Source organism: Pseudomonas paraeruginosa (genome assembly GCF_003025345.2).
Taxonomy (GTDB): domain Bacteria; phylum Pseudomonadota; class Gammaproteobacteria; order Pseudomonadales; family Pseudomonadaceae; genus Pseudomonas; species Pseudomonas paraeruginosa.
In genome coordinates, this window is record NZ_CP020560.1 from 5,346,507 (window position 1) to 5,365,616 (window position 19,110).

The 19,110-nt window shown below is 69.7% G+C and carries 17 protein-coding genes; 8 read left to right on the forward strand and 9 right to left on the reverse strand.

The genetic code is table 11. From position 1 onward, the window contains the following. Nucleotides 1-6: 6 nt before the first annotated feature. Entirely contained in the window at nucleotides 7-630 is a 624-nt protein-coding gene (locus B7D75_RS25395) for a DUF5666 domain-containing protein (RefSeq protein ID WP_003156953.1), read from the reverse strand. 139 nt (nucleotides 631-769) lie between these two features. Between B7D75_RS25395 and B7D75_RS25400 the strand changes: the two genes are divergently transcribed. Both B7D75_RS25400 and B7D75_RS25405 read left to right on the forward strand, forming a co-directional pair. After that, on the forward strand, nucleotides 770-1,459 hold the full coding sequence (locus B7D75_RS25400; protein ID WP_034081502.1) for a heavy metal response regulator transcription factor: 690 nt from the start codon (nucleotides 770-772) through the stop codon (nucleotides 1,457-1,459). Beyond that, complete coding sequence (locus tag B7D75_RS25405; protein ID WP_043098618.1) at nucleotides 1,438-2,829, forward strand: heavy metal sensor histidine kinase; 1,392 nt, start codon at nucleotides 1,438-1,440, stop codon at nucleotides 2,827-2,829. Before B7D75_RS25400 ends, B7D75_RS25405 begins: the two co-directional genes overlap by 22 nt. Here B7D75_RS25405 and B7D75_RS25410 read toward each other — a convergent pair. From B7D75_RS25410 to B7D75_RS25420, 3 genes are all read right to left on the reverse strand, one after another. After that, nucleotides 2,820-4,136: an MFS transporter gene (locus tag B7D75_RS25410; protein ID WP_012077589.1), complete on the reverse strand. Its 1,317-nt coding sequence runs from the start codon at nucleotides 4,134-4,136 to the stop codon at nucleotides 2,820-2,822. The genes B7D75_RS25405 and B7D75_RS25410 overlap by 10 nt on opposite strands. Before the next feature lie 219 nt (nucleotides 4,137-4,355). After that, the gene (gene desB, locus B7D75_RS25415) at nucleotides 4,356-5,468 is read right to left on the reverse strand and encodes a fatty acid desaturase DesB (RefSeq protein WP_107114546.1); all 1,113 of its coding nucleotides are present in this window, start codon (nucleotides 5,466-5,468) and stop codon (nucleotides 4,356-4,358) included. Further along, nucleotides 5,465-6,565 carry a ferredoxin reductase gene (locus B7D75_RS25420; protein WP_058162831.1) on the reverse strand — a complete coding sequence of 367 codons (1,101 nt, stop codon included), beginning with the start codon at nucleotides 6,563-6,565 and terminating at the stop codon, nucleotides 5,465-5,467. The genes desB and B7D75_RS25420 overlap by 4 nt, the downstream gene beginning before the upstream one ends. Before the next feature lie 157 nt (nucleotides 6,566-6,722). Between B7D75_RS25420 and desT the strand changes: the two genes are divergently transcribed. The 5 genes from desT (at nucleotide 6,723) to B7D75_RS25445 (ending at nucleotide 9,980) form a co-directional block, all read left to right on the forward strand. Next, the gene (gene desT, locus B7D75_RS25425) at nucleotides 6,723-7,352 is read left to right on the forward strand and encodes a TetR family transcriptional regulator DesT (RefSeq protein WP_003157215.1); all 630 of its coding nucleotides are present in this window, start codon (nucleotides 6,723-6,725) and stop codon (nucleotides 7,350-7,352) included. Between the two features lie 229 nt (nucleotides 7,353-7,581). Further along, nucleotides 7,582-8,085, forward strand: a complete 504-nt coding sequence (ureE, locus tag B7D75_RS25430; RefSeq protein WP_053817835.1) for an urease accessory protein UreE — start codon at nucleotides 7,582-7,584, stop codon at nucleotides 8,083-8,085. Continuing rightward, nucleotides 8,082-8,753 carry an urease accessory protein UreF gene (locus tag B7D75_RS25435; protein ID WP_043098616.1) on the forward strand — a complete coding sequence of 224 codons (672 nt, stop codon included), beginning with the start codon at nucleotides 8,082-8,084 and terminating at the stop codon, nucleotides 8,751-8,753. The genes ureE and B7D75_RS25435 overlap by 4 nt, the downstream gene beginning before the upstream one ends. 10 nt (nucleotides 8,754-8,763) lie before the next feature. Further along, nucleotides 8,764-9,378 carry an urease accessory protein UreG gene (gene ureG, locus B7D75_RS25440; protein ID WP_003157212.1) on the forward strand — a complete coding sequence of 205 codons (615 nt, stop codon included), beginning with the start codon at nucleotides 8,764-8,766 and terminating at the stop codon, nucleotides 9,376-9,378. A 29-nt stretch (nucleotides 9,379-9,407) separates the two neighbouring features. Beyond that, nucleotides 9,408-9,980 carry a HupE/UreJ family protein gene (locus B7D75_RS25445; RefSeq protein WP_012077595.1) on the forward strand — a complete coding sequence of 191 codons (573 nt, stop codon included), beginning with the start codon at nucleotides 9,408-9,410 and terminating at the stop codon, nucleotides 9,978-9,980. A 15-nt stretch (nucleotides 9,981-9,995) separates the two neighbouring features. Here B7D75_RS25445 and B7D75_RS25450 read toward each other — a convergent pair whose 3' ends face one another. Continuing rightward, a complete protein-coding gene (locus B7D75_RS25450; protein ID WP_107114547.1) occupies nucleotides 9,996-11,018 on the reverse strand; it encodes a FecR domain-containing protein in 1,023 nt (340 codons plus the stop codon). Next, nucleotides 11,011-11,547 carry a sigma-70 family RNA polymerase sigma factor gene (locus B7D75_RS25455; RefSeq protein ID WP_012077597.1) on the reverse strand — a complete coding sequence of 179 codons (537 nt, stop codon included), beginning with the start codon at nucleotides 11,545-11,547 and terminating at the stop codon, nucleotides 11,011-11,013. Before B7D75_RS25455 ends, B7D75_RS25450 begins: the two co-directional genes overlap by 8 nt. A 198-nt stretch (nucleotides 11,548-11,745) precedes the next feature. Here B7D75_RS25455 and B7D75_RS25460 point away from each other — a divergent pair, with 198 nt between their 5' ends. Then, complete coding sequence (locus B7D75_RS25460; protein WP_311623398.1) at nucleotides 11,746-14,685, forward strand: TonB-dependent receptor; 2,940 nt, start codon at nucleotides 11,746-11,748, stop codon at nucleotides 14,683-14,685. 164 nt (nucleotides 14,686-14,849) lie between these two features. Here B7D75_RS25460 and B7D75_RS25465 read toward each other — a convergent pair whose 3' ends face one another. From B7D75_RS25465 to B7D75_RS25475, 3 genes are all read right to left on the reverse strand, one after another. Continuing rightward, entirely contained in the window at nucleotides 14,850-16,103 is a 1,254-nt protein-coding gene (locus tag B7D75_RS25465; RefSeq protein WP_043098615.1) for an OprD family porin, read from the reverse strand. A 107-nt stretch (nucleotides 16,104-16,210) separates the two neighbouring features. Next, complete coding sequence (locus B7D75_RS25470; protein ID WP_107114548.1) at nucleotides 16,211-17,680, reverse strand: aldehyde dehydrogenase family protein; 1,470 nt, start codon at nucleotides 17,678-17,680, stop codon at nucleotides 16,211-16,213. A gap of 22 nt (nucleotides 17,681-17,702) precedes the next feature. Continuing rightward, nucleotides 17,703-19,043, reverse strand: coding sequence for an MFS transporter (locus B7D75_RS25475; protein WP_012077601.1), 1,341 nt, complete (start codon nucleotides 19,041-19,043; stop codon nucleotides 17,703-17,705). Between the last annotated feature and the right edge of the window lie 67 nt (nucleotides 19,044-19,110).

A 19,110-nucleotide genomic window follows, 5' to 3' on the forward strand; every position in this document is an offset into this window, starting at 1 on the left:
GAAACCTCACATCGGCGGGGTCACGCCGTCCTTGCCGACCGAGATGGCCAGGGCGGTGAGGCTGCCGTCGGCGCCCTTCTGCGGGAACAGCACGACCTTGGCCCCAGGCTCGAGCAGGCTGCGCTCGCCCGGTTCGAGACTGACGATCGGTACGTCGTCCGGCACCACCACGGTCTTCTCGCCATCGCCGTATTTCACGGTCATGCGCCGGCCCTGGCTGACCACCAGGTTGCCGACCGTACCGTTGGTCATGGTCGAGGCGCTGCCATCGGCGTTCTCCCAAGGCCGGTGGCCTTCGCCGCTGCCACGCAGGCTGGGGGCGAACACGTGCACCTCGAGGGCCTTGAGGGTGCCGTCGGGCTGCGGCACGGCGGCGGTACCTATGAAGCTGCCGGGTTGGATGTCCTCCGGTTTCGCCAGCGACACGGCGCGGATCGCGGTCTTGTCGGTGAGTTTCACCGTCAGTTGCTGGCCGTTGCGCGCCTTCACTTGCAGGTGGTCGGCGGCAGCCTGCTGGATGGTGCCGCGCAGCGGCTGCGCCATGCCCGCCGGCGGTTGCGCGGCGAAGCTGGCGGCGCTGGCCAGGAGCAGGCCGAAGAGCAGCGCGGGGGAAGCCTTGAGTCGAAGCATCGGTCGATCCTCGGTGGGGAGTTGAGCCTCGATGGTCGCCCCGGCGGCGGTACCCGGAGATGACCTGCGCATGACAAAAATGTCACCGAATCCGCGCCGCGCGCTGGCTAGAATGGCGGCGAACGAAGGGGGACGAGACATGCGCATCCTGGTGGTCGAAGACGACGCGAAGACCGGCGAATACCTGAAGAAGGGCCTCGGCGAGTCGGGCTATGCGGTCGACTGGTCGCGGCACGGCGCCGACGGCCTCTACCTGGCGCTGGAGAACCGCTACGACCTGGTGGTCCTCGACGTGATGCTGCCCGGCCTGGACGGCTGGCAGATCATGGAGGTGCTGCGCAAGAAGCACGACGTGCCGGTGCTCTTCCTCACCGCCCGCGACCAGTTGCAGGACCGCATCCGTGGCCTCGAGCTGGGTGCCGACGACTACCTGGTGAAACCCTTCTCCTTCACCGAACTGCTGCTGCGCATCCGCACCCTGCTGCGCCGCGGCGTGGTACGCGAGGCCGAGCAGGTGCAGCTCGCCGACCTGCACCTGGACGTGCTGCGGCGCAAGGTCAGCCGCCAGGGCCTGCTGATCGCCCTGACCAACAAGGAGTTCGCCCTCCTGCACCTGCTGATGCGCCGCGAGGGCGAGGTGCTGTCGCGCACCCTGATCGCCTCGGAGGTCTGGGACATGAATTTCGACAGCGATACCAACGTCGTCGACGTGGCGATCAAGCGCCTGCGCGCCAAGGTCGACAATCCCTTCCCGAACAAGCTGATCCATACCGTGCGCGGCATCGGCTACGTCTGCGAGGAGCGCCCGTGCCCGCCCGCCGCTCCCTGACCCTCTACGCGGCGCTGCTGTTCGCCGCGGTGGCGGCGCTGGTGGTCAGCGCGGTCGGCTTCTACCTGTACCGCTCGGTGGAAGAGGCGATGCTGCGCCGCAGCGACGTGATGGTCGCCGGCCGGGTCGAGCACTTCCGCAACCTGCTGCGCGACAACCTCACCCTGGCCGAGCTGAAGGCGCGCCCGCGGCTGTTCGAGAACATGCTCGGCAACGAGCAGGACATCCTGCTCCTCGGCCAGCCCGGCGAGGCGCCGATCGTCGCGGTCAACCCGCGCCACGAACGCCTGCCATCGCTACGGCTGGTCGCCGCCGGCCAGGCGTTGAACCCGTCCGCCGTGCACGCCGCGCTGACCCACGACGGCATCGCGATGCGCGTGCTCGCCGCCGAGGTCCTGGTCGGCGGCCGCGAGCCGTTGCAGATCACCGCCGCGCACCTGCTGCTGGGCGAGACGCGGATGCTCGCCCAGTACCGCGAGCGGGTCATCGCCGCCGTGCTGCTGGCGTTCCTCGGCACCGCCCTGCTCGGCTGGCTGGTCCTGCGCCACGGCCTGCGCCCGCTGCGCACGCTGGCGGCGAAGGCGGCGGAGATCCATCCGACCAGCCTGGACACCCGCCTCGACGTCGCCGCCGCGCCCGCCGAGTTGCAGCAGGTGGCGCAGTCGTTCAACGCCATGCTCGAACGCCTCGACGACGGCTACCAGCGCCTGCAGCAGTTCTCCGCCGACCTCGCCCACGAGATCCGCACGCCCATCGGCTCGCTGCTGGGCCACGGCCAGGTGGCTCTGCGCCAGCCGCGCAGCAACGAGGAGTACCAGGCGCTGATCGCCTCCAACCAGGAAGAGCTGGAGCGCATCTCACGGATGGTCGAGAGCATCCTCTTCCTCGCCCGCGCCGACGACGTGCGGGCGGCGGTGCAACGCAGCCGCCTGGACCTGGGCGAAGAGCTGCGCCGCCAGGCGGAGTATTTCGAAGGGCTGGCCGAGGAGCGTGGGCTGAGCCTCGACGTCCGGGTCAACGGCCATTTGCGCGCCGACCCGCAACTGTTCCGCCGGGCGCTGAGCAACCTGCTGGCCAACGCGATCCGCTACGCCAGCGCCGACAGCCTGATCGAAGTGCGCGGCCTGCGCCGGTCGGGGGAATTCCTGCTGAGCGTGGAGAACGCCTGCGACATGCTGCCGGCCGAACCGCTGTCGCGCCTGTTCGACCGTTTCTACCGTGGCGACGCCGCGCGCAGCGACGCCCAGTCCAGCGGACTCGGCCTGGCCATCGTCCAGGCGATCATGCGCCTGCACGGCGGCCGCGCCGAAGCGAGCGCACCGGCGCCGGGACGCATCCGCTTCGACCTGGCGTTCCCGGCTCAGGACTGAGCGGGCTTCTCGCCGGCGTCCGGCTCGCCGTCGGAGCGGCCGATGTTCGCCGGTGCCTCCACCACCAGTTCCTCCGGCACCTCCTCGACACGCGGGTCGAGGGTCGCGGCCATCGGGCTGACCGTGTCCGGCATCGCCACGTGCTGCAACGGCGCCTCGTCGACCCGGTGGACCCCGGTAACGCGCTTGGGCTGCACCCAGAACACCAGCACCACCGCGTAGCCGGACACCAGCATGTAGAACAGCCCAGGGCCGAAGTGGCGCATCAGCGCGCCGGCCACCAGCGGACCGATGCAGGCGCCGACCCCGTAGGTGGTCAGCAGCATCGCCGACAGCGCGACCCGGCGCGGCTGCTCGACGTGGTCGTTGGCCAGCGCCACCGCCAGCGGATAGAGGGTGAACAGCAGCATGCCGGTGACGAAGCCGTTGGCCAGCAGCAGCCCGTACGGCAGTTCCACCAGGCCCCACATGGGAATCGAGGCCAGGCACAGCAGTACCGCGTTGCCGCGGATCAGCCAGCTGCGGTCGAGGCGGTCGGAAAGCCAGCCCAGCGGCCATTGCGCGCAGAAGCCGGCGACGATGCACATGCCGACGAAGAAACTCGATTGCGAGGCGTCCAGGCCGTTGCGGTTGGCGTAGACCGGCGCCAGGCCGTAGAAGGCGCCGACCATCAGGCCGGCGATGAAGATCGTGCCCAGCGCCTGCGGCACGCGCTGCCAGAAGAAACGCACTTCCAGCGGCGCGGCGACCAGCTTGGCCGGGTGCACGCGACGGGTCATGGCCAGCGGGATCAGGCACGAGGCGAAGCAGATGGCGACCAGCAGCAGCGGCTTGTAGTCGAGGGTCGGGCTCAGCGCCAGCAGGCCCTGGCCGAGCACCAGGCCGAGGTCGACGGCGACCATGTAGCCGGCGAACACCTTGCCGCGCTGGTGACTCTCGGCCTGCTCGTTGAGCCAGCTTTCGATCACCATGTACTGGTTCATCATCACCGCGCCGGTGATGAAGCGCAGCAGCAGCCAGACCTCCAGCTGGTCGACCAGGGCATGCAGCAGCACGGTCACGGTGGCGATCCCGGCGCAGGCCACGTAGGAGCGGATATGACCGAAGCTGGCGATCAGCTTGTGTCCGAATTTTCCACCGCAGACCAGGCCGAAGTAGTAGGACGCCATCAGCCCGCCGACCCACAGGTCGCCTGCGCCTTCCTGGGTCAGGCGCAGGCCGATGTAGGTGGTGAACAGGCCGGAGCCGGCCAGCATGAGCAGGGTGGCGGTGTAGAGCGCGGGAAAGGTGACGAGCGGGCTGAACATGACGGTTCCTGGACGGACGGGCCCCACGGCCGGCATCCGCCGAGCATTGATAGGTTCGGGAAGGATCGACGCTGCTGGCCGATCGCGGGCGCAGGCCGCCTTGCGTTCGGCGAGACTCCGACGCCGCGCGGCGGCGGCAAGCCACGTCGCGACGCACAGGGCGGCATTATCCCCGCTCCGGAGCGGCCCCGCCACGGGCGCCGCGGGCGTTCCGTCGGTTCAGCCGCGTCCGGCCGCGAGCGACTCGCGCGGTGGCAACCGATATACCCAGATGCGCCGCAAGACAGTGAGGAATTGCCGTCCCAGGCGTCCGCTGTTGTAGGTCTGCCCGTAGCGCCGGGCGATTTCGCGGACCTCGCGGGACAGCGCGGCGTAGCGACGCGCCGGCAGGTCCGGGTAGAGGTGGTGCTCGATCTGGTGGCTGAGGTTGCCGGTCAGGATATGGAACAGCGGCCCGCCCTCCAGGTTGCTGGAGCCGCGCAGCTGGCGCAGGTACCAGTGGCCACGGGTCTCCCCCTCCAGCACCGAGGGCGGGAAGACCACCGCCTTCTCGGTGAAGTGGCCGCAGAAGATCACCGTGAAGGTCCACAGGTTGCGCAGCACGTTGGCCAGCAGGTTGCCGACGAACACCGCGCCGAAGCCGCCGGCGAACAGGCCGAGAAGCGGGAACAGCAGGTAGTCCCTGGTCCACTGGCGACCCAGCTTGGCACGCAGGCGGCGTAGCAGCGGCAAGAGTTCGGCCTTGTCCAGGCGCCCCTTGGCGTACTGGTCCAGGCGCAGATGCTGGATCGCCACCGCGTACTGGAACAGCAGCGCCTGCAACGTCACCCACAGCGGTTGCCAGCGGTAGAACGGCTTCCAGCGCTGTTCCGGGAACAGCCGCACGATCCCGTAGCCGACGTCGTCGTCCTTGCCCAGCACGTTGGTGTAGGTGTGGTGGATATGGTTGTGGGTGTGCCGCCAGAAGTCGGACGGCCCGGCGATGTCCCACTCGTAGGCGCGGCCGGCGAATTCCGGATCGTTCATCCAGTCGTACTGGCCGTGCATGACGTTGTGGCCCAGCTCCATGTTCTCGAGGATCTTGCCCAGGCCGAGGAGCAGGCTGCCGAGCAGCCAGGTCGGCGGCAGCCAGCCGAACATCAGCAGCGCCCTGCCGCTCCAGCAGCAGAAGCGCACCGCCGCACGGACCCGGCGGATGTAGCGCGCGTCGTCCGCGCCGAGATCGGCCAGGGTACGCTTGCGCAGGGCGTCGAGTTCGGCGCCGAAGGCCGCCAGTTGTTCCGGGGTCAGTTCGCGGTCGTCGCGCATCGCAGGGCTCGCAGGTCGGTTCACAGGTCCAGCGCCAGGTCGCCGTGGGCGGCGCTGACGCAGAGGCGGATAGGCTGGCCGGGCTCGCTGCACAGCGCGCCGCTGCGCAGGTCACGCACGCAGCCGCTGAGCAGGACGCAGGTGCAACTGGCACAGATGCCCTGGCGGCAACCGTGGGCCGGGCGCAGGCCGTGGGCCTCGGCCTGTTCCAGCAGGCTGGCGGCGCTATCGCCGGAGACTTCCCGCTGCGAACGGGCGAAGCGCAGGCGTACCTCGCGCGGCGCCTCCCCGCTGCGCCAGCGCGGGACGCTGAAGGATTCCGTCTGCAAGCCGGCGAAGCGTGCCCCCAGTTGCTCGCCCACCGCCTCGACGAAGGCTGCCGGCCCGCAGGCCAAGGCCTGGCTGCGCGCCAGGTCGGCCGGCCAGCCCTCAAGATGGTCGGCCTGGAAATGTCCCGCGAGGCAGCCGGCGGCCGGCGAGCCGCGGGTCAGGCTCCAGCGCAACTCCAGGTTCGGGTGGCGCGCCGCCAGCGCCTCCAGCTCGCCGAGCCAGGCGCGCTGGCCGGGATGACGGACGTAGTGCAGCCACAGCACGGGACCGCGATAGCCGTTCTCCAGCGCCTCGCGGAGCAGGCCGAGCAGGGGCGTCAGGCCGCTTCCGGCGGCCAGCAGGCAGACCGCCTCGGCCTGCATCGGCCAATGCAGATCGCCTTGCGCGGGCTGCAACTCGACACGCTGGCCGACTTCCAGGTGCTCGCACAACCAGGGCGAGAGCGCCCCGTCCGGGTGACGCCTGACGGCGATTTCCAGGCGTTCGCCGAGCACCCGGGTCAGGCTGTAGCTGCGCCCGACCCGTACCCCATTGCGCTCCGCCAGCAGCTGGACATGCTGGCCCGGCCGCGCCACCGGCCAACCGGGGGCGGTACGCAGGGTCAGGGCGAGCATGTCGTCGGCCACCCAGTAGCGCGCCTCGACCCGCGCATAGTGGCGGTTCAGCGATGCCAGCGGATGGGCGTGGCGCAGCAGGCCGTCGACATCGGCCTCGCGCAGCCAGCCACGAGCGGCGAGACGGCGCAGGGGTGCGAGCAAGGGGGTCAGGAGAGCGAGGGGAAGCAAAGCCATCGAGGATATTTCAGTGAACGATCGTTCACAAAACTTTGCCCGTTCTGCGCAATCGAGTCAACAAGCGTTCACTGATGTATCCTTCGACCGCTGCCGTCCCCGGTTCGACCGGGCCGCGGGCTTTTGCTACAGTCGCCGGTCCGCCAAAGGAAGCCGTATGTCCTCACCCCGCGCCGAACAGAAACAGCAGACCCGCCACGCGCTGATGAGCGCCGCGCGCCACCTGATGGAAAGCGGGCGCGGTTTCGGCAGCCTCAGCCTGCGCGAAGTGACGCGCGCCGCCGGGATCGTCCCGGCCGGCTTCTACCGGCACTTCAGCGACATGGACCAGCTCGGCCTGGCGCTGGTCGCCGAGGTCGACGAGACCTTCCGCGCCACCCTGCGCGCGGTGCGCCACAACGAGTTCGAACTGGGCGGGCTGATCGACGCTTCGGTGCGTATCTTCCTCGACGCGGTCGGCGCCAACCGTTCCCAGTTCCTCTTCCTCGCCCGCGAGCAGTACGGCGGCTCGCTGCCGATCCGCCAGGCCATCGCCTGCCTGCGCCAGCGCATCACCGACGACCTGGCCGCCGACCTGGCGCTGCTGAACAAGATGCCGCACCTCGACGGCGCGGCCCTCGATGTGTTCGCCGACCTGGTGGTGAAGACCGTGTTCGCCACCCTGCCGGAGCTGATCGACCCACCCGCCGCCGACCTGCCGCCACACCTGATGCCAGCCGCGAAGATCACCCACCAGTTGCGTTTCATCATGATCGGCGGCAAGCACTGGCACGGCCTGCCCGGCTGAGCCTGCCCTCCCTCGCCAATCTCTCCGCGCGGCGCCCGGCCGCGGGCTAGACGCGCGCGCACTTTTTCGGTGCGGCAAAAAAGTCGTTGCGCACCATCCTGGCGCGCTGCAATATTTTGTTACATCCCTATGGCCCCGTTTTCCCGGTACAGGCGTCCCGCATCGACCTGGCAAGGCCCTTGCTGGTGCTTGTTGTGATCCCTTTCCTGTCGCATTGCGGAAACTGCCCATGCTGGTCATTCATCAACGCCTGCCCGACCGCCCGCCCCGCTGGGACGAAGAACTCCACCTGACCTACGAGGCCCGCAGCAAGAGCCGCCTGCGCTGCTTCGCGGCAAGCGGCGAGGAGGTCGGCCTGTTCCTCGAGCGCGGCCTGCCGCCGCTGGCCGACGGCGATTGCCTGGAAGCCCGCGACGGCCGCGTGGTGCGCGTGTTCGCCCGGGCCGAGGAACTGCTTCACGTGACCTGCGCCAGCCCGCTGGAACTGGCCCGCGCCGCCTATCACCTGGGCAACCGCCACGTCGCGCTGCAGGTTGGCGAGGGCTGGCTGCGCCTGCTCGACGACTACGTGCTCAAGGCCATGCTCGAACAGCTCGGCGCCACGGTGGAGGCCATCCAGGCACCGTTCCAGCCGGAGCATGGCGCCTACGGCGGCGGCCATCATCATTCGCACCACGGCGAGGCGGAATTCAACTACGCCCCGCGCCTGCACCAGTTCGGCGTGCGCCGGTGAACAGCATCTGGGCGCGCCTGCGCCTGGCCAGCTCGCAGTTGCCGATCGGCGGCTACAGCTATTCCCAGGGCCTGGAGGCGGCCCTCGACAATGGCTGGGTGCGCGACGCCGAGAGCGCGCGGACCTGGCTGGTCGACCAGTTGCAACTGAACCTGGCGCGCTTCGAGGCACCGCTGCTGGCCGGCCTCCTGCGTGCCGCGCTGGCCGGTGACTGGGCCGCCTGCGATGCGGCCAGCGAACGCCATCGGGCCAGCCGCGAGACCCGCGAGCTGGCCCAGGAAAGCCGGCAGATGGGCTTTTCCCTGCAACAGTTGCTGCAAGCCCTGCCCGAACTCGACGACGCCGGCCGCGCCTGGCTGGCGCGCCAGGATCCACCCAATCTCGCCGCCGCCTGGGCGATGGCCGCGCGCGCCTGGCGCCTGGACGCCGAGGAGGCGCTCAGCGCCTGGTTCTGGAGCTGGCTGGAGAACCAGTTGGCGGTGCTGATGAAAACCCTGCCGCTCGGCCAGCTGGCCGCACAGAAACTTGCTTCCAGCCTGCTGCCGGACCTCGACCGCGCCTGCGCCGAGGCCCTGCGGCGGCCTGCCGTCGAGGGCAGCGCCGCGTTCGGCCTGGCGCTGGCCAGCATGACCCACGAAACCCAGTACAGCCGTCTGTTCCGTTCCTAGGAGAAACCCCATGACATCCCAACCCCTGCGTGTCGGCATCGGCGGTCCGGTGGGCTCCGGCAAGACCGCCCTGACCCTGGCCCTGTGCCGCGAACTGCGCGAGCGCTACAACCTCGCGGTGGTCACCAACGACATCTACACCCAGGAGGACGCGCAGTTCCTGGTGCGCAACGAGGCCCTCGCCCCCGAGCGGATCATCGGCGTGGAGACCGGCGGCTGCCCGCACACGGCGATCCGCGAGGACGCCTCGATCAACCTGGAGGCGGTGGACCAGCTCAACCGGCGCTTCCCCGGCCTGGAGCTGATCCTGGTGGAGTCCGGCGGCGACAACCTGTCGGCCACCTTCAGCCCCGAACTGTCCGACCTGACCCTCTACGTGATCGACGTTTCCGCCGGCGACAAGATCCCGCGCAAAGGCGGCCCCGGCATCTGCAAGTCGGACCTGCTGGTGATCAACAAGATCGACCTGGCGCCCCTGGTCGGCGCCTCCCTCGAGGTGATGGACGAGGACGCCCGGCGCATGCGCGGCGACAAGCCGTTCGTGTTCAGCAACCAGAAGACCGGCCAGGGCCTGGCCGAAATCATCGCCTTCATCGAGCGCCAGGGCCTGCTGACCGCCGCCTGACGCCGCCTCGCCACGACAAGGAACCGCCCATGAAACTGCCCAAGCTGCTCGCCACCCTCGCCCTGCTCGCCGCGCCGGCGCTGGCCTTCGCCCACCCTGGCCACGGCGAACACGGCCTGGTCGCCGGCCTCGCCCATCCGCTCACCGGCCTCGACCACCTGCTGGCGATGTTCGCCGTCGGCCTCTGGGCCGCCCAGCAACAGGGGGCCGCGCGCCTCGCCCTGCCCTGCACTTTCGTCGGCACCATGCTGGTCGGCGGCCTGCTCGGCTTCGAGGGCCTGCAACTGCCGTTCATGGAAACCGGCATCGCCGCCTCGGTGCTCGCCCTCGGCCTCTGCGTGGCGCTCGCCGTGCGCCCGCCGCTGCCGCTGGCAATGGCCGCCACCGCGCTGTTCGCCCTGGCCCACGGGGTCGCCCACGGCCTGGAGCTGCCGGACCTTTCCAGCCCCTGGCTGTACGCGCTCGGTTTCGTCGCCGCCACCGCCGCGCTGCACGCCGCCGGCTATGCGCTGGTGCGTCTGCTGCCGCAGGCGGCGGCGCCGCTGGTGCGTCTCGCCGGGCTGGCCTCGGCGGGCGCCGGGGTCTGGTTGCTGGCCGGCTGAGCCACCGCGCCTCCCTCAGCGCCTGATCAGCACCCGTCGGCCTTGGTGCACGAGGCGCAGGCCGTGGGTCTGCGCCAGCATCGCCAGGGCCAGCGGCAGGTCGTCGACGGGAAAGGTGCCGGAGACCCGAAGCGGGCCCAGCGACGGCTCGCACTCGATGCTCTTGCCCCCGTAGCGCATCAGTTCTCCCACCCACTGCCGCAACGGCATCTCGTCGGCCACCAACAGGCCCTGGCGCCAGGCCAGCGCCGCCTCGCCGGCGGACTCGATGGGGCCGATCCGCTGGCGATCGAAGCGCACCCGCTGGCCGGCCTCGATCACCCGGCCATCCGCCGCGCTCGCAGCGTCCTCGGGACGTACCTGGACCGCGCCTTCGTACACCGCCAGCACTGTCTCCGTGCCCTCGCGCCGTACGCTGAAGGCGGTACCCAGCGCGCGCATCAGGCCCTGTTCGGTGCGCACCAGGAACGGCCGCGGCGGCTCGCGCCGGTCCGCCGCGGTGCGGATGTAGATCTCCCCGCGATACAGGCGCAGCAGGCGCTGGCCAGCGTCGTAGCGCAGGTCCAGCGCGCTGTCGGTATTCATCTCGACCTGGCTGCCGTCCTCCAGCGTCAGGTGGCGCCGCTCGCCGACGGCGGTGAGGTGGTCGGCGCCGAAGCCGTCGCGCCAGAGCTGGGCGCGCCAGCCCCACCAGGCCAGCGGCGCACCGCCGATGAACAGGGCCAGGCCGCGCAACACGGCGCGCCGGCCGCTCCCGCCCGGCCGCTCCAGGGTGCGCCGTGCCAGTGCCGGCGGCAGGCTGCCGATATTCGCCAGCAGCCGCTCGGCGCGCCGCCAGGCACGCTGATGCTCGGCACTGCGCAGGCGCCAGGACTCCAGCTCGGCCTGTTGCGCCGGGGCCAGCGGTCCTTCCTGCATCAGCAGCAGCCAGGAGGCCGCCTCCCCGAGCACCTGCGGGGCGATCGCCTCGGCGGCCGGCGGGCCGGCGAAGCCCGTTTCGTCGAGTCGCTGCGCGCGTGCGGCGGTGGCGTCAGTCATCGGGCATCAGGCTCAGGCAGGTCAGGAAGCCCTGGTGGATGTATTTCTTCACCGTCGGCAGCGCCACGTCCAGCGCCTCGGCGATGTCCTTCTGCCTCATGCCGTCCAGGGTCGCCATCAGGAATGCCTGTTTCACCCGCGGGCGCAGGGTGTCGAGCAGCGCGTCGATCTCGTGCAGGGTCTCGACGATCACGCTCTGCTGCTCCGGCGACGGCTGCAACGGCTCGGGCAGCGTGGCCAGGGCCTCGAGCCAGGCGAGTTCCAGCGACTGGCGGCGTCGCCAGCTGACCAGCACGCAGGTGGCGATGCGCGTCAGGTAGGCGCGTGGCTGGCGGATCGCCTCGCGCTGCGCGGCGTCGTGGCTGGCGAGGATGCGCAGGAAGGTGTCCTGGGCCAGGTCGTCCGCCACCTCGCGGCCCCAGGAACGTAGCCGGTAGGCCAGCCAGCCGCGCAGCCAGGCGTGGTTTTCGAGGTACAGCGTGGCGACGCTGCCGCGGTCAGCGGAAAGACAGGGGCTCGGTGCATTCATCGATGAGGAGTCGGATCGGGCTGGGCTCAAGTGCAAATGAAAACTATTATCACTAATTTGCCACGCACCACAATGCCAATCCCGCGAGGGGTTGGCGGATGCGAAAAGTTTCTCCGGGAATATCCCTTTTTCGATCTCGTGCGACAGAGGGGGTGAGAGCCCGCGAATGACGGGCAGCCATCCAGCGAGCGAAGAAGCATGTCCCGAACACCTCGTTTCCCCCGCCCGTCGCGTCCCCGGACGCGCCTCTCCCCGATCACCCTGGCCCTGCGTTGCGCGTTATGCGCCCTGGCCGCGGCCGGCACCGGCCTGGCGGGCGCAGCCCCGGCGCAGGACACCAGCCAGGTGGCGCCCAGCGGTACCCGCCTGGACGACCCGACAGCACGCGACTACCGGATTCCGGCCGGTCCCCTGGGCGCCTCCCTCGGCGCCTTCGCCAGCCGTTCCGGGCTGTTGCTGTCGTTCGATCCCGAGCTGACCCGCGGCCGCAACGCGCCGGCGCTGGACGGACGCTACACGGTCCTCGAAGGCTTGCAGCGAGTGCTGTCGCAGACCGACCTGCAGGTCATGGCGGGCTCGACCGGCGCCTACCTGCTGGTCGCGCCACGCAGGTCCGGGGAGGCGCCGGCCGAACTGTCGCCGGTGGTGGTCTCGGCCGCCGAGCTGGCCGACCCGCAGAAGGACACCTACAGTGCGCCGCGCTCCTCGGTGCACCTCTCCAGCGAAGACATCGACCGCTTCGGCCGGGTCTCGGTGGGCGACCTGCTCAAGGGCGTGCCCGGCGTCCAGGTCGGCGACAGCCGCAACGGCGGCGCGCTGGACGTGAACATCCGCGGCATCCAGGGACAGAGCCGGGTGGCGGTGCGGGTCGACGGCGCGGAACAGGCGCTGGACGTCTACCGCGGCTACGCCGGCACCCAGCAACGCAGCTACATCGATCCCGACCTGATCAGCAGCGTGACCATCAACAAGGGACCTTCGAACAAATCGGGGGCGATCGGCGGCACGGTGGACATGCAGACCCTCGGCGTCGACGACATCCTGGTGGACGGCAAGGACATCGGCGTGCGCTTCACCGGCGACGTCTGGAACAACGGCGTCGCGCCGCAGCACCGCAGCGCCAGCTCGAAGGACGAGGACCTCGGTGCCACGCCGCACGACGACCGCGGCAGCCTGTTCGGTTCGCAGGCGCAATCCGGCAGCGCCGCGTTCGCCTACCGCAACGAACGCCTGGACCTGGTCGCCGCCTACGCCCACCGCAACCAGGGCAATTATTTCTCCGGCAGGAAGGGCCAGGACCGCTACCGCGTCTACGACCACCGCGGCAGAGAGGAAAACAGCGTGGCGACGGTCTACGAGGCCGGCGAGGAAGTGCTCAACTCCTCGTCGGAGACAGAATCGTACCTGCTCAAGGCGACCTGGCGGATCGCCGACGAGCACCGCCTCGACCTCGGCTATCGCCGCTACGACGGACGCAACGGGGAGATCATGCCGTCGGACATCTTCCGCCTCGGCACCGCGGGCATCTACCAGTACCCGCTGAGCGAAGTGAAGATCGACACCTACACCGCGCGCTACCACTACCTGCCCGAGGGCAATTCCCTGCTGGACCTGAACGCCGGCCTGTGGCTGACCGAGGCGAAGACCGACACCCTGACCTCGGTGCTGGCGCCGCGCTCGCAGGCCTATCGCCCCGACCGCAACTGGACCCGCCAGGACAACCGGCGCATCGGCGGCGACCTGAACAACGTCGCGCGCCTGGCGACCGACTATGGCGACTTCAAGCTCGACCTGGGCGGCTCGTTCCAGTTCGAGGACCTCCAGCCGCAGAAAAGCGTGGTCACCACCCTTCACGATATCAACGCCCAGCGCACCCTGCGCGACGGTTCGCGGCAGGAGTACAGCCTCAACGGCAAGCTGGAGTACAAGCCGGTCGAGCGCCTGACCCTGTGGGGCGGCGGCCGCTACAGCCACTTCCGCAGCAAGGACAACGGCATCTCCGCCACGGCGCGGCGCGAGGATCGCGACGTGCGCTTCATCACGGTGAGCAGGCCCGACTACTACGGCTCGATGATGTGGTTTCCCGACCAGAACGGCGAGTACACCGATGCCACCGACCCACGCCTGCACAACGGCATCGTCACCGACAACACCAACAATCCGTTCGAAGGCATTCCCTTCGACGAGATCGGCCCGGCCGAGGTGACGGTCCATCCCTCGGCGGTCACCAACGTGGTCACCGGCTACGACTACGCCGGCAAGCGCAGCAGCAGCGGCGGCGGCTTCGCGCCGGCCTTCGGGATCAACTTCGAGCTGGCCCAGGACACCTTCGTCTACGCCAGCTACACCCAGGGCCTGCGCCTGCCGTCGCTGTTCGAGACCAGCCGCGGCACCCTGCAGGTCGAGCCGGGCAAGGACCTCAAGCCCGAGCGTTCGCGCAGCTGGGAGATCGGCGTCAGCGCATTGCGCGAAGGCCTGCTGGCAGAACGCGACTCGGCGGCGCTCAAGCTGGCTTACTTCAACAACACCATCAGGAACTACATCACCCGCTACTACGACCCGAGCCCCGGCCTGATGGGCCTGATGACCTTCAGCAATACCGACAGCTACCGTACCAGCGGCCTGGAACTGCAGTCGCACTACGACGCGGGTCGGCTGTTCAGCGACCTGTCGGCGACCTACTACCTGAAGACCGAGACCTGCGACGCGGCATTCGCCGCCAGGCTGCGCGCCAGCGCGAACCAGTACCGGCACACCGAGAATACGCCGGACTGCACGCCAGGCAGCTTCATGGGTTCCTACACCAACACGCAGAACCCGCCACGCTTCTCGGCCAACCTGCTCGCCGGCCTGCGCTTCTTCGACGAGACCCTGACCCTGGGCGGGCGCATGACCTATACTTCGGGCCCCACCGCGACGGTGGACAAGCCCTGGCAGACCGGCGCCACCACCCCGCAGATCGAGTACCGCTCGGTGCAGCTGTTCGACCTGTTCCTCAACTACAAGCTGTTCGAGCACACCGAGCTGAACGCCTCGCTGCAGAACCTCACCGACCGCTACTACCTGGACCCGCTGGCGCAGAGCTTCATGCCCGCGCCGGGGCGCACCCTGCGGGTGGGGATGCGGGCGAAGTTCTGAGTCCCGCCCGCCCCCTCAGGAGTTGTCGGAGGAGCGCCGCGACAGCGTGCGCCAGCGCCGCTCCGGTAGGGCGAATAACCGCCCAGCGGTTATCCGCCGAAGCACCGGGCCACCCGCCGCCCTGCCCTCCGGGGCTGTCCGGAGGAGCGGCGCGACAGCCTGCGTCACCACGACAACGGATAGCTCACCACCACCCGCGTCTGGTCGAAGTCGCTGTTGAAGCTGCGCCGGTTGCTGGCGTGGTTGAGCCGCACGTTGAGGCGCGCCAGCGGGCCGCTCTGCACGGTGTAGCCGAGCTCGACATCGCGTTCCCATTCCTTGCCACCGCTACCGACCCTGGTGGTGGCATTCGAGCCATGGCCGTAGCGGACCATGCCGATCAGGCCGGGCCAGCCGAGGCCGACGAAGTCGTAGTCGTAGCGAACCTGCCAGGAGCGTTCGTCGGCATTGGTGAAGTTGCCGTTGAACATGTCGTTGCCCATGCTCCGCCCGCTGCTGCCGTAGACCGACTGCCAGCCACTGTCGCCGCCGACCTTCTGCAGACCGAGGTAGAAGGTGTGCAGGCCGATACCGGCGGAAAACAGACCGTAGAGGGTGTGGCTGTCGATCTCGCCGGCGCGCGCGGCGCCGTCGTCGCGGTCGACGAACAGGCCGAGGTTGGCGCCCAGGGTCCAGTCGCCGACGCGCTGTTTGTGCAGCAGGTTGGCGTAGCTCTGCCGGTAGATGTCTTCCAGTTGCCCATGCCACAGCCCGACCTGGGTACGTTCCCGGTTGAAGCGGTACTCGGCGCCGGCGTAGTTGAAACCGTCCGAGTTCTGCGTCGGCGCGCTCCAGGCCGACAGGTCCTGCATGTCCGCCGAATTGCGCAGGCTCACCGCGTCGAAGCGTCCGGCCTGCAGGGCCAGGCCCGGCAGCTCGCGGGAAACCACGGCGAAGCCGCGGAATGTCTGCGGCAGCAGGCGGCCGTCGTCGTAGCGCAGCAGCGGAATGTCCGGGAGCATCTCGCCGATCTTCAGCTCGCTGGCCGAGACCCGCAGCTTGGCGGCCAGGCCGACGCGGCCGTAGTTGTCCGCCGCGCGGCCGTCGTCGTGCAACGGCAGCAGTTCGGAGTTGCTGGTGCCGCGTCCGCTGTTCAGCTTCACGCCGAACAGGCCGATGGCGTCCAGGCCGACGCCGACGGTGCCGGGCGTGTAGCCGGAGCTGAACTTGAGGATGAAGCCTTGCGCCCATTCGTCCACCAGGCTCTTGCCGGCGTCGTGGTCGCGGAAATCGCGATTGAAGTAGTAGTTGCGCAGGACCAGGTCGGTCTTCGCATTCTCCAGGAAGCCGCCCTCGGCGGCTTGCGCGGCAAGACAGGCGAGCATGGGCAGGACCGCCCCTGCGCTGCGCGGGACTGCGGTTTTACGACGGATTTTCATTGTTATTGTGCTCCGTTTTTCAGGGACGACCGGGCCCCGGCAGCCTCTGCGGGCCACCTGGCGGCGACGGTCGGGTCAGCGGCGGGGCGCGGGCCCCGCCGCCAGGGTCAGAACGGGTACTGGCGCGGCGCGTGCTGCACGCTGATCCAGTGGTCGGTGGTGAATTCCTCGATGGCCCAGTCGCCGTTGAAGCGACCGAGCCCGGAGTTCTTCTCGCCGCCGAACGGCGCGTTGGCCTCGTCGTTCACCGGGATGTCGTTGACGTGGGTCATCCCCGCGCGAACCTGGCGGGCGAAGCGCACCGCGCGCTCCAGGTCGCGACTGAACACCGCGCTGGACAGCCCGTATTCGCTGGCATTGGCCAGCTCCAGCGCATGCGCCTCGTCGCGCGCGCGGAGCAGGCCGACCAGCGGGCCGAAGATCTCGTCACGGGCGATCTCCATGTCGGCGGTGACCTCGCCGTACACATGCGGTGCCAGCAGTTGGCCGTCGACGCCCCCCTCGTACAGCGGCTTGGCGCCTTCCTGGCGGGCCAGGCGGATCTTTTCCAGCAGGCCTTCGAGCTGGCGCGCGTTGACGATCGGCCCGACCGCGGTATCGGCGCGCTGCGGATCGCCGACCCGGAGGCCCTTGACCCGCTCGACGAAGCGCGCGGCGAAGGCGTCGTAGAGACTGTCCTCGACGATGATGCGGTTGATCGCCATGCAGATCTGCCCCTGGTGCAGGAACTTGCCGAACACCGCGGCGTTCACCGCCTGCTCCAGGTCGGCGTCGCCGAGCACCACGAACGGGCTGTTGCCGCCCAGCTCCAGCGCCACGTGCTTGAGATGCGCGCCGCCGCTGGCGATGCGGCCGATGTTGCGGCCCACCGGGGTCGAGCCGGTGAAGGTCACCAGGCCCGGCACCGGGTGCTCGACGAAGGCGTCGCCGATCTCGCTGCCGGGACCGACCACCACGCTGAACAGCCCGGCCGGCAGCCCGGCTTCCTCGAAGATCCGCGCCAGCAGCAGTCCGCCGCAGACCGGCGTGTCGCTGGCCGGCTTGACCACCACCGCGTTGCCCAGCGCCAGGGCCGGGGCGATGGAACGCTGGGTCAGGTGCAGCGGGAAGTTCCACGGACTGATCACGCCGACCACGCCGATCGCGCTGCGGTAGACCCGGCTTTCCTTGCCCGCCACGTCGGAGTCGACGATGCGCCCGTGCACCCGTGCCGGGAACGACGCCGACTCAAGGGTGATCGCGCGCGCCGCGCCCCATTCGATCTCGGCCTTCAGGCGGGTGCTGCCGGACTCGCGGATGATCCAGTCGACGATCTCCTCACGGCGCCGGTCGAACACCTCCACCACCTTGTACAGCACCGCCGCGCGTGCCGAGGGCCCGAGCGCGGCCCAGGCCGGCTGGACCTCGGCGGCCTTGGCGTAGGCGGCCTCGAGGTCGTCGCGGTCGGCCTGCTCGATTTCCAGCAGCAGGCTGGCGTCGTACGGGTTGCTCACCTTCAACCGCCGGCCGGCCCGGCCATGGCGCCATTCGCCGGCCAAGGGCTGAAGACCGAGGTCGGTATAACGGGAATCGCTCATCGCTCTTCTCCTCTTTCGAAAATCACAGGGGTTTCTTCGCCGCCGCATCGACAGGCGCTTGCGCCGTCACGCGCGGCCGCAGGTGGATGCAGGCGATCGCCAGCGCGCCGACCACGCCGGGCACGGCGAAAGCCAGGAAGTTCTGCTGGAACGGCAGTTCCAGTGCCAGCAGGCTGCCACCGAGCAGTGGCCCGGCGATGGCGCCGAGGCGGCCGACCCCGGCGGCCCAGCCGACCCCGGTGGAGCGCACCCAGGCCGGGTAGAACTGCGCGGCGTAGGCGTGGATCACCGCCAGGGTGCCGATGGTGGTGGCGCCGGCCACCACCAGCAGGGTATTGAGCAACCAGGGTCCGGGGCGCAGGCCGAGGGCCGCGAGCGACGCCGCGGCCAGGGCGAAGAACAGCACCAGGGTGCGGCCGGCGCCGAGACGGTCGGCCAGCCAGCCGCCGAACAGCGCGCCGAGGGTGGCACCGATGTTGAGGGTGACCAGGAACGCCAGGCTCGAGCCCAGGGCATAGCCGCCGCCGGCCATCAGTTTCGGCAGCCAGGTGTTGAGCCCGTAGCTCATCAGCATGCACATGGCGAATGCCAGCCACAGCAGCAGGGTGCCGAGCGCCTGGCGGCCGTCGAACAACTGGGCGACCCGTCCGCGCGCGCGCTCCGGCGCGGCGCCGACCGGCAGTTGGGTACCGGGCCGGTAGGCGGGATCGACCCTGAGCAGCAGCGCGTCCAGTTCGGCGCGCCGCCCCTTGAGTTCGAGGAACGCCGCCGACTCCGGCAGCCAGCGCAGCATCAGCGGCACCGCCAGCACCGGCAGCACCGCCACGTAGAACACCGACTGCCAGCCCCAGGCCGGAATCATCACGATCGCCAGCAGCGCCGAAAGCACCGCGCCGACCGAGTAGAACGCCGACATCACCGTGACCAGGGTACTGCGCCGGCCGGCCGGGGCGAACTCGCTGATCAGGTTGATCGCGCTGGGCACCAGCGCGCCGAGCGCCAGGCCGGTGAAGAAGCGACCGGCACCCAGCTCCAGCGGGTCGCGGGCGTGGCCGGTGAGGAAGGCGGCGAGGCTCGCCAGCAGGGTGGTGGCGATCACCAGGCGGCGCCGGCCGAAGCGGTCGGCCAGCGGCGCCAGCAGGGTACCGCCGAAGAGCATGCCGAACAGCGCGCAACTGCCCAGGGTGCCGGCCTGCACCGGGCTGAGTTGCCACTCCTGCATCAGCCGCGGCACCACCGAGCCGTAGATGACCATGTCGTAGCCGTCGAACAGCATGATGAAACACCCCCAGCCGAGGATCAGCCAGTGAGTACGGTTAAAGCGGGCAGCATCGATCACCGCCGCAGCGGATTGCCTGTTCATACCAACCTCTCTTGTTCTTGTTATCGGCGCACGCGGGCGTCTGGTCGGCACCGCCCACTCTGGCACG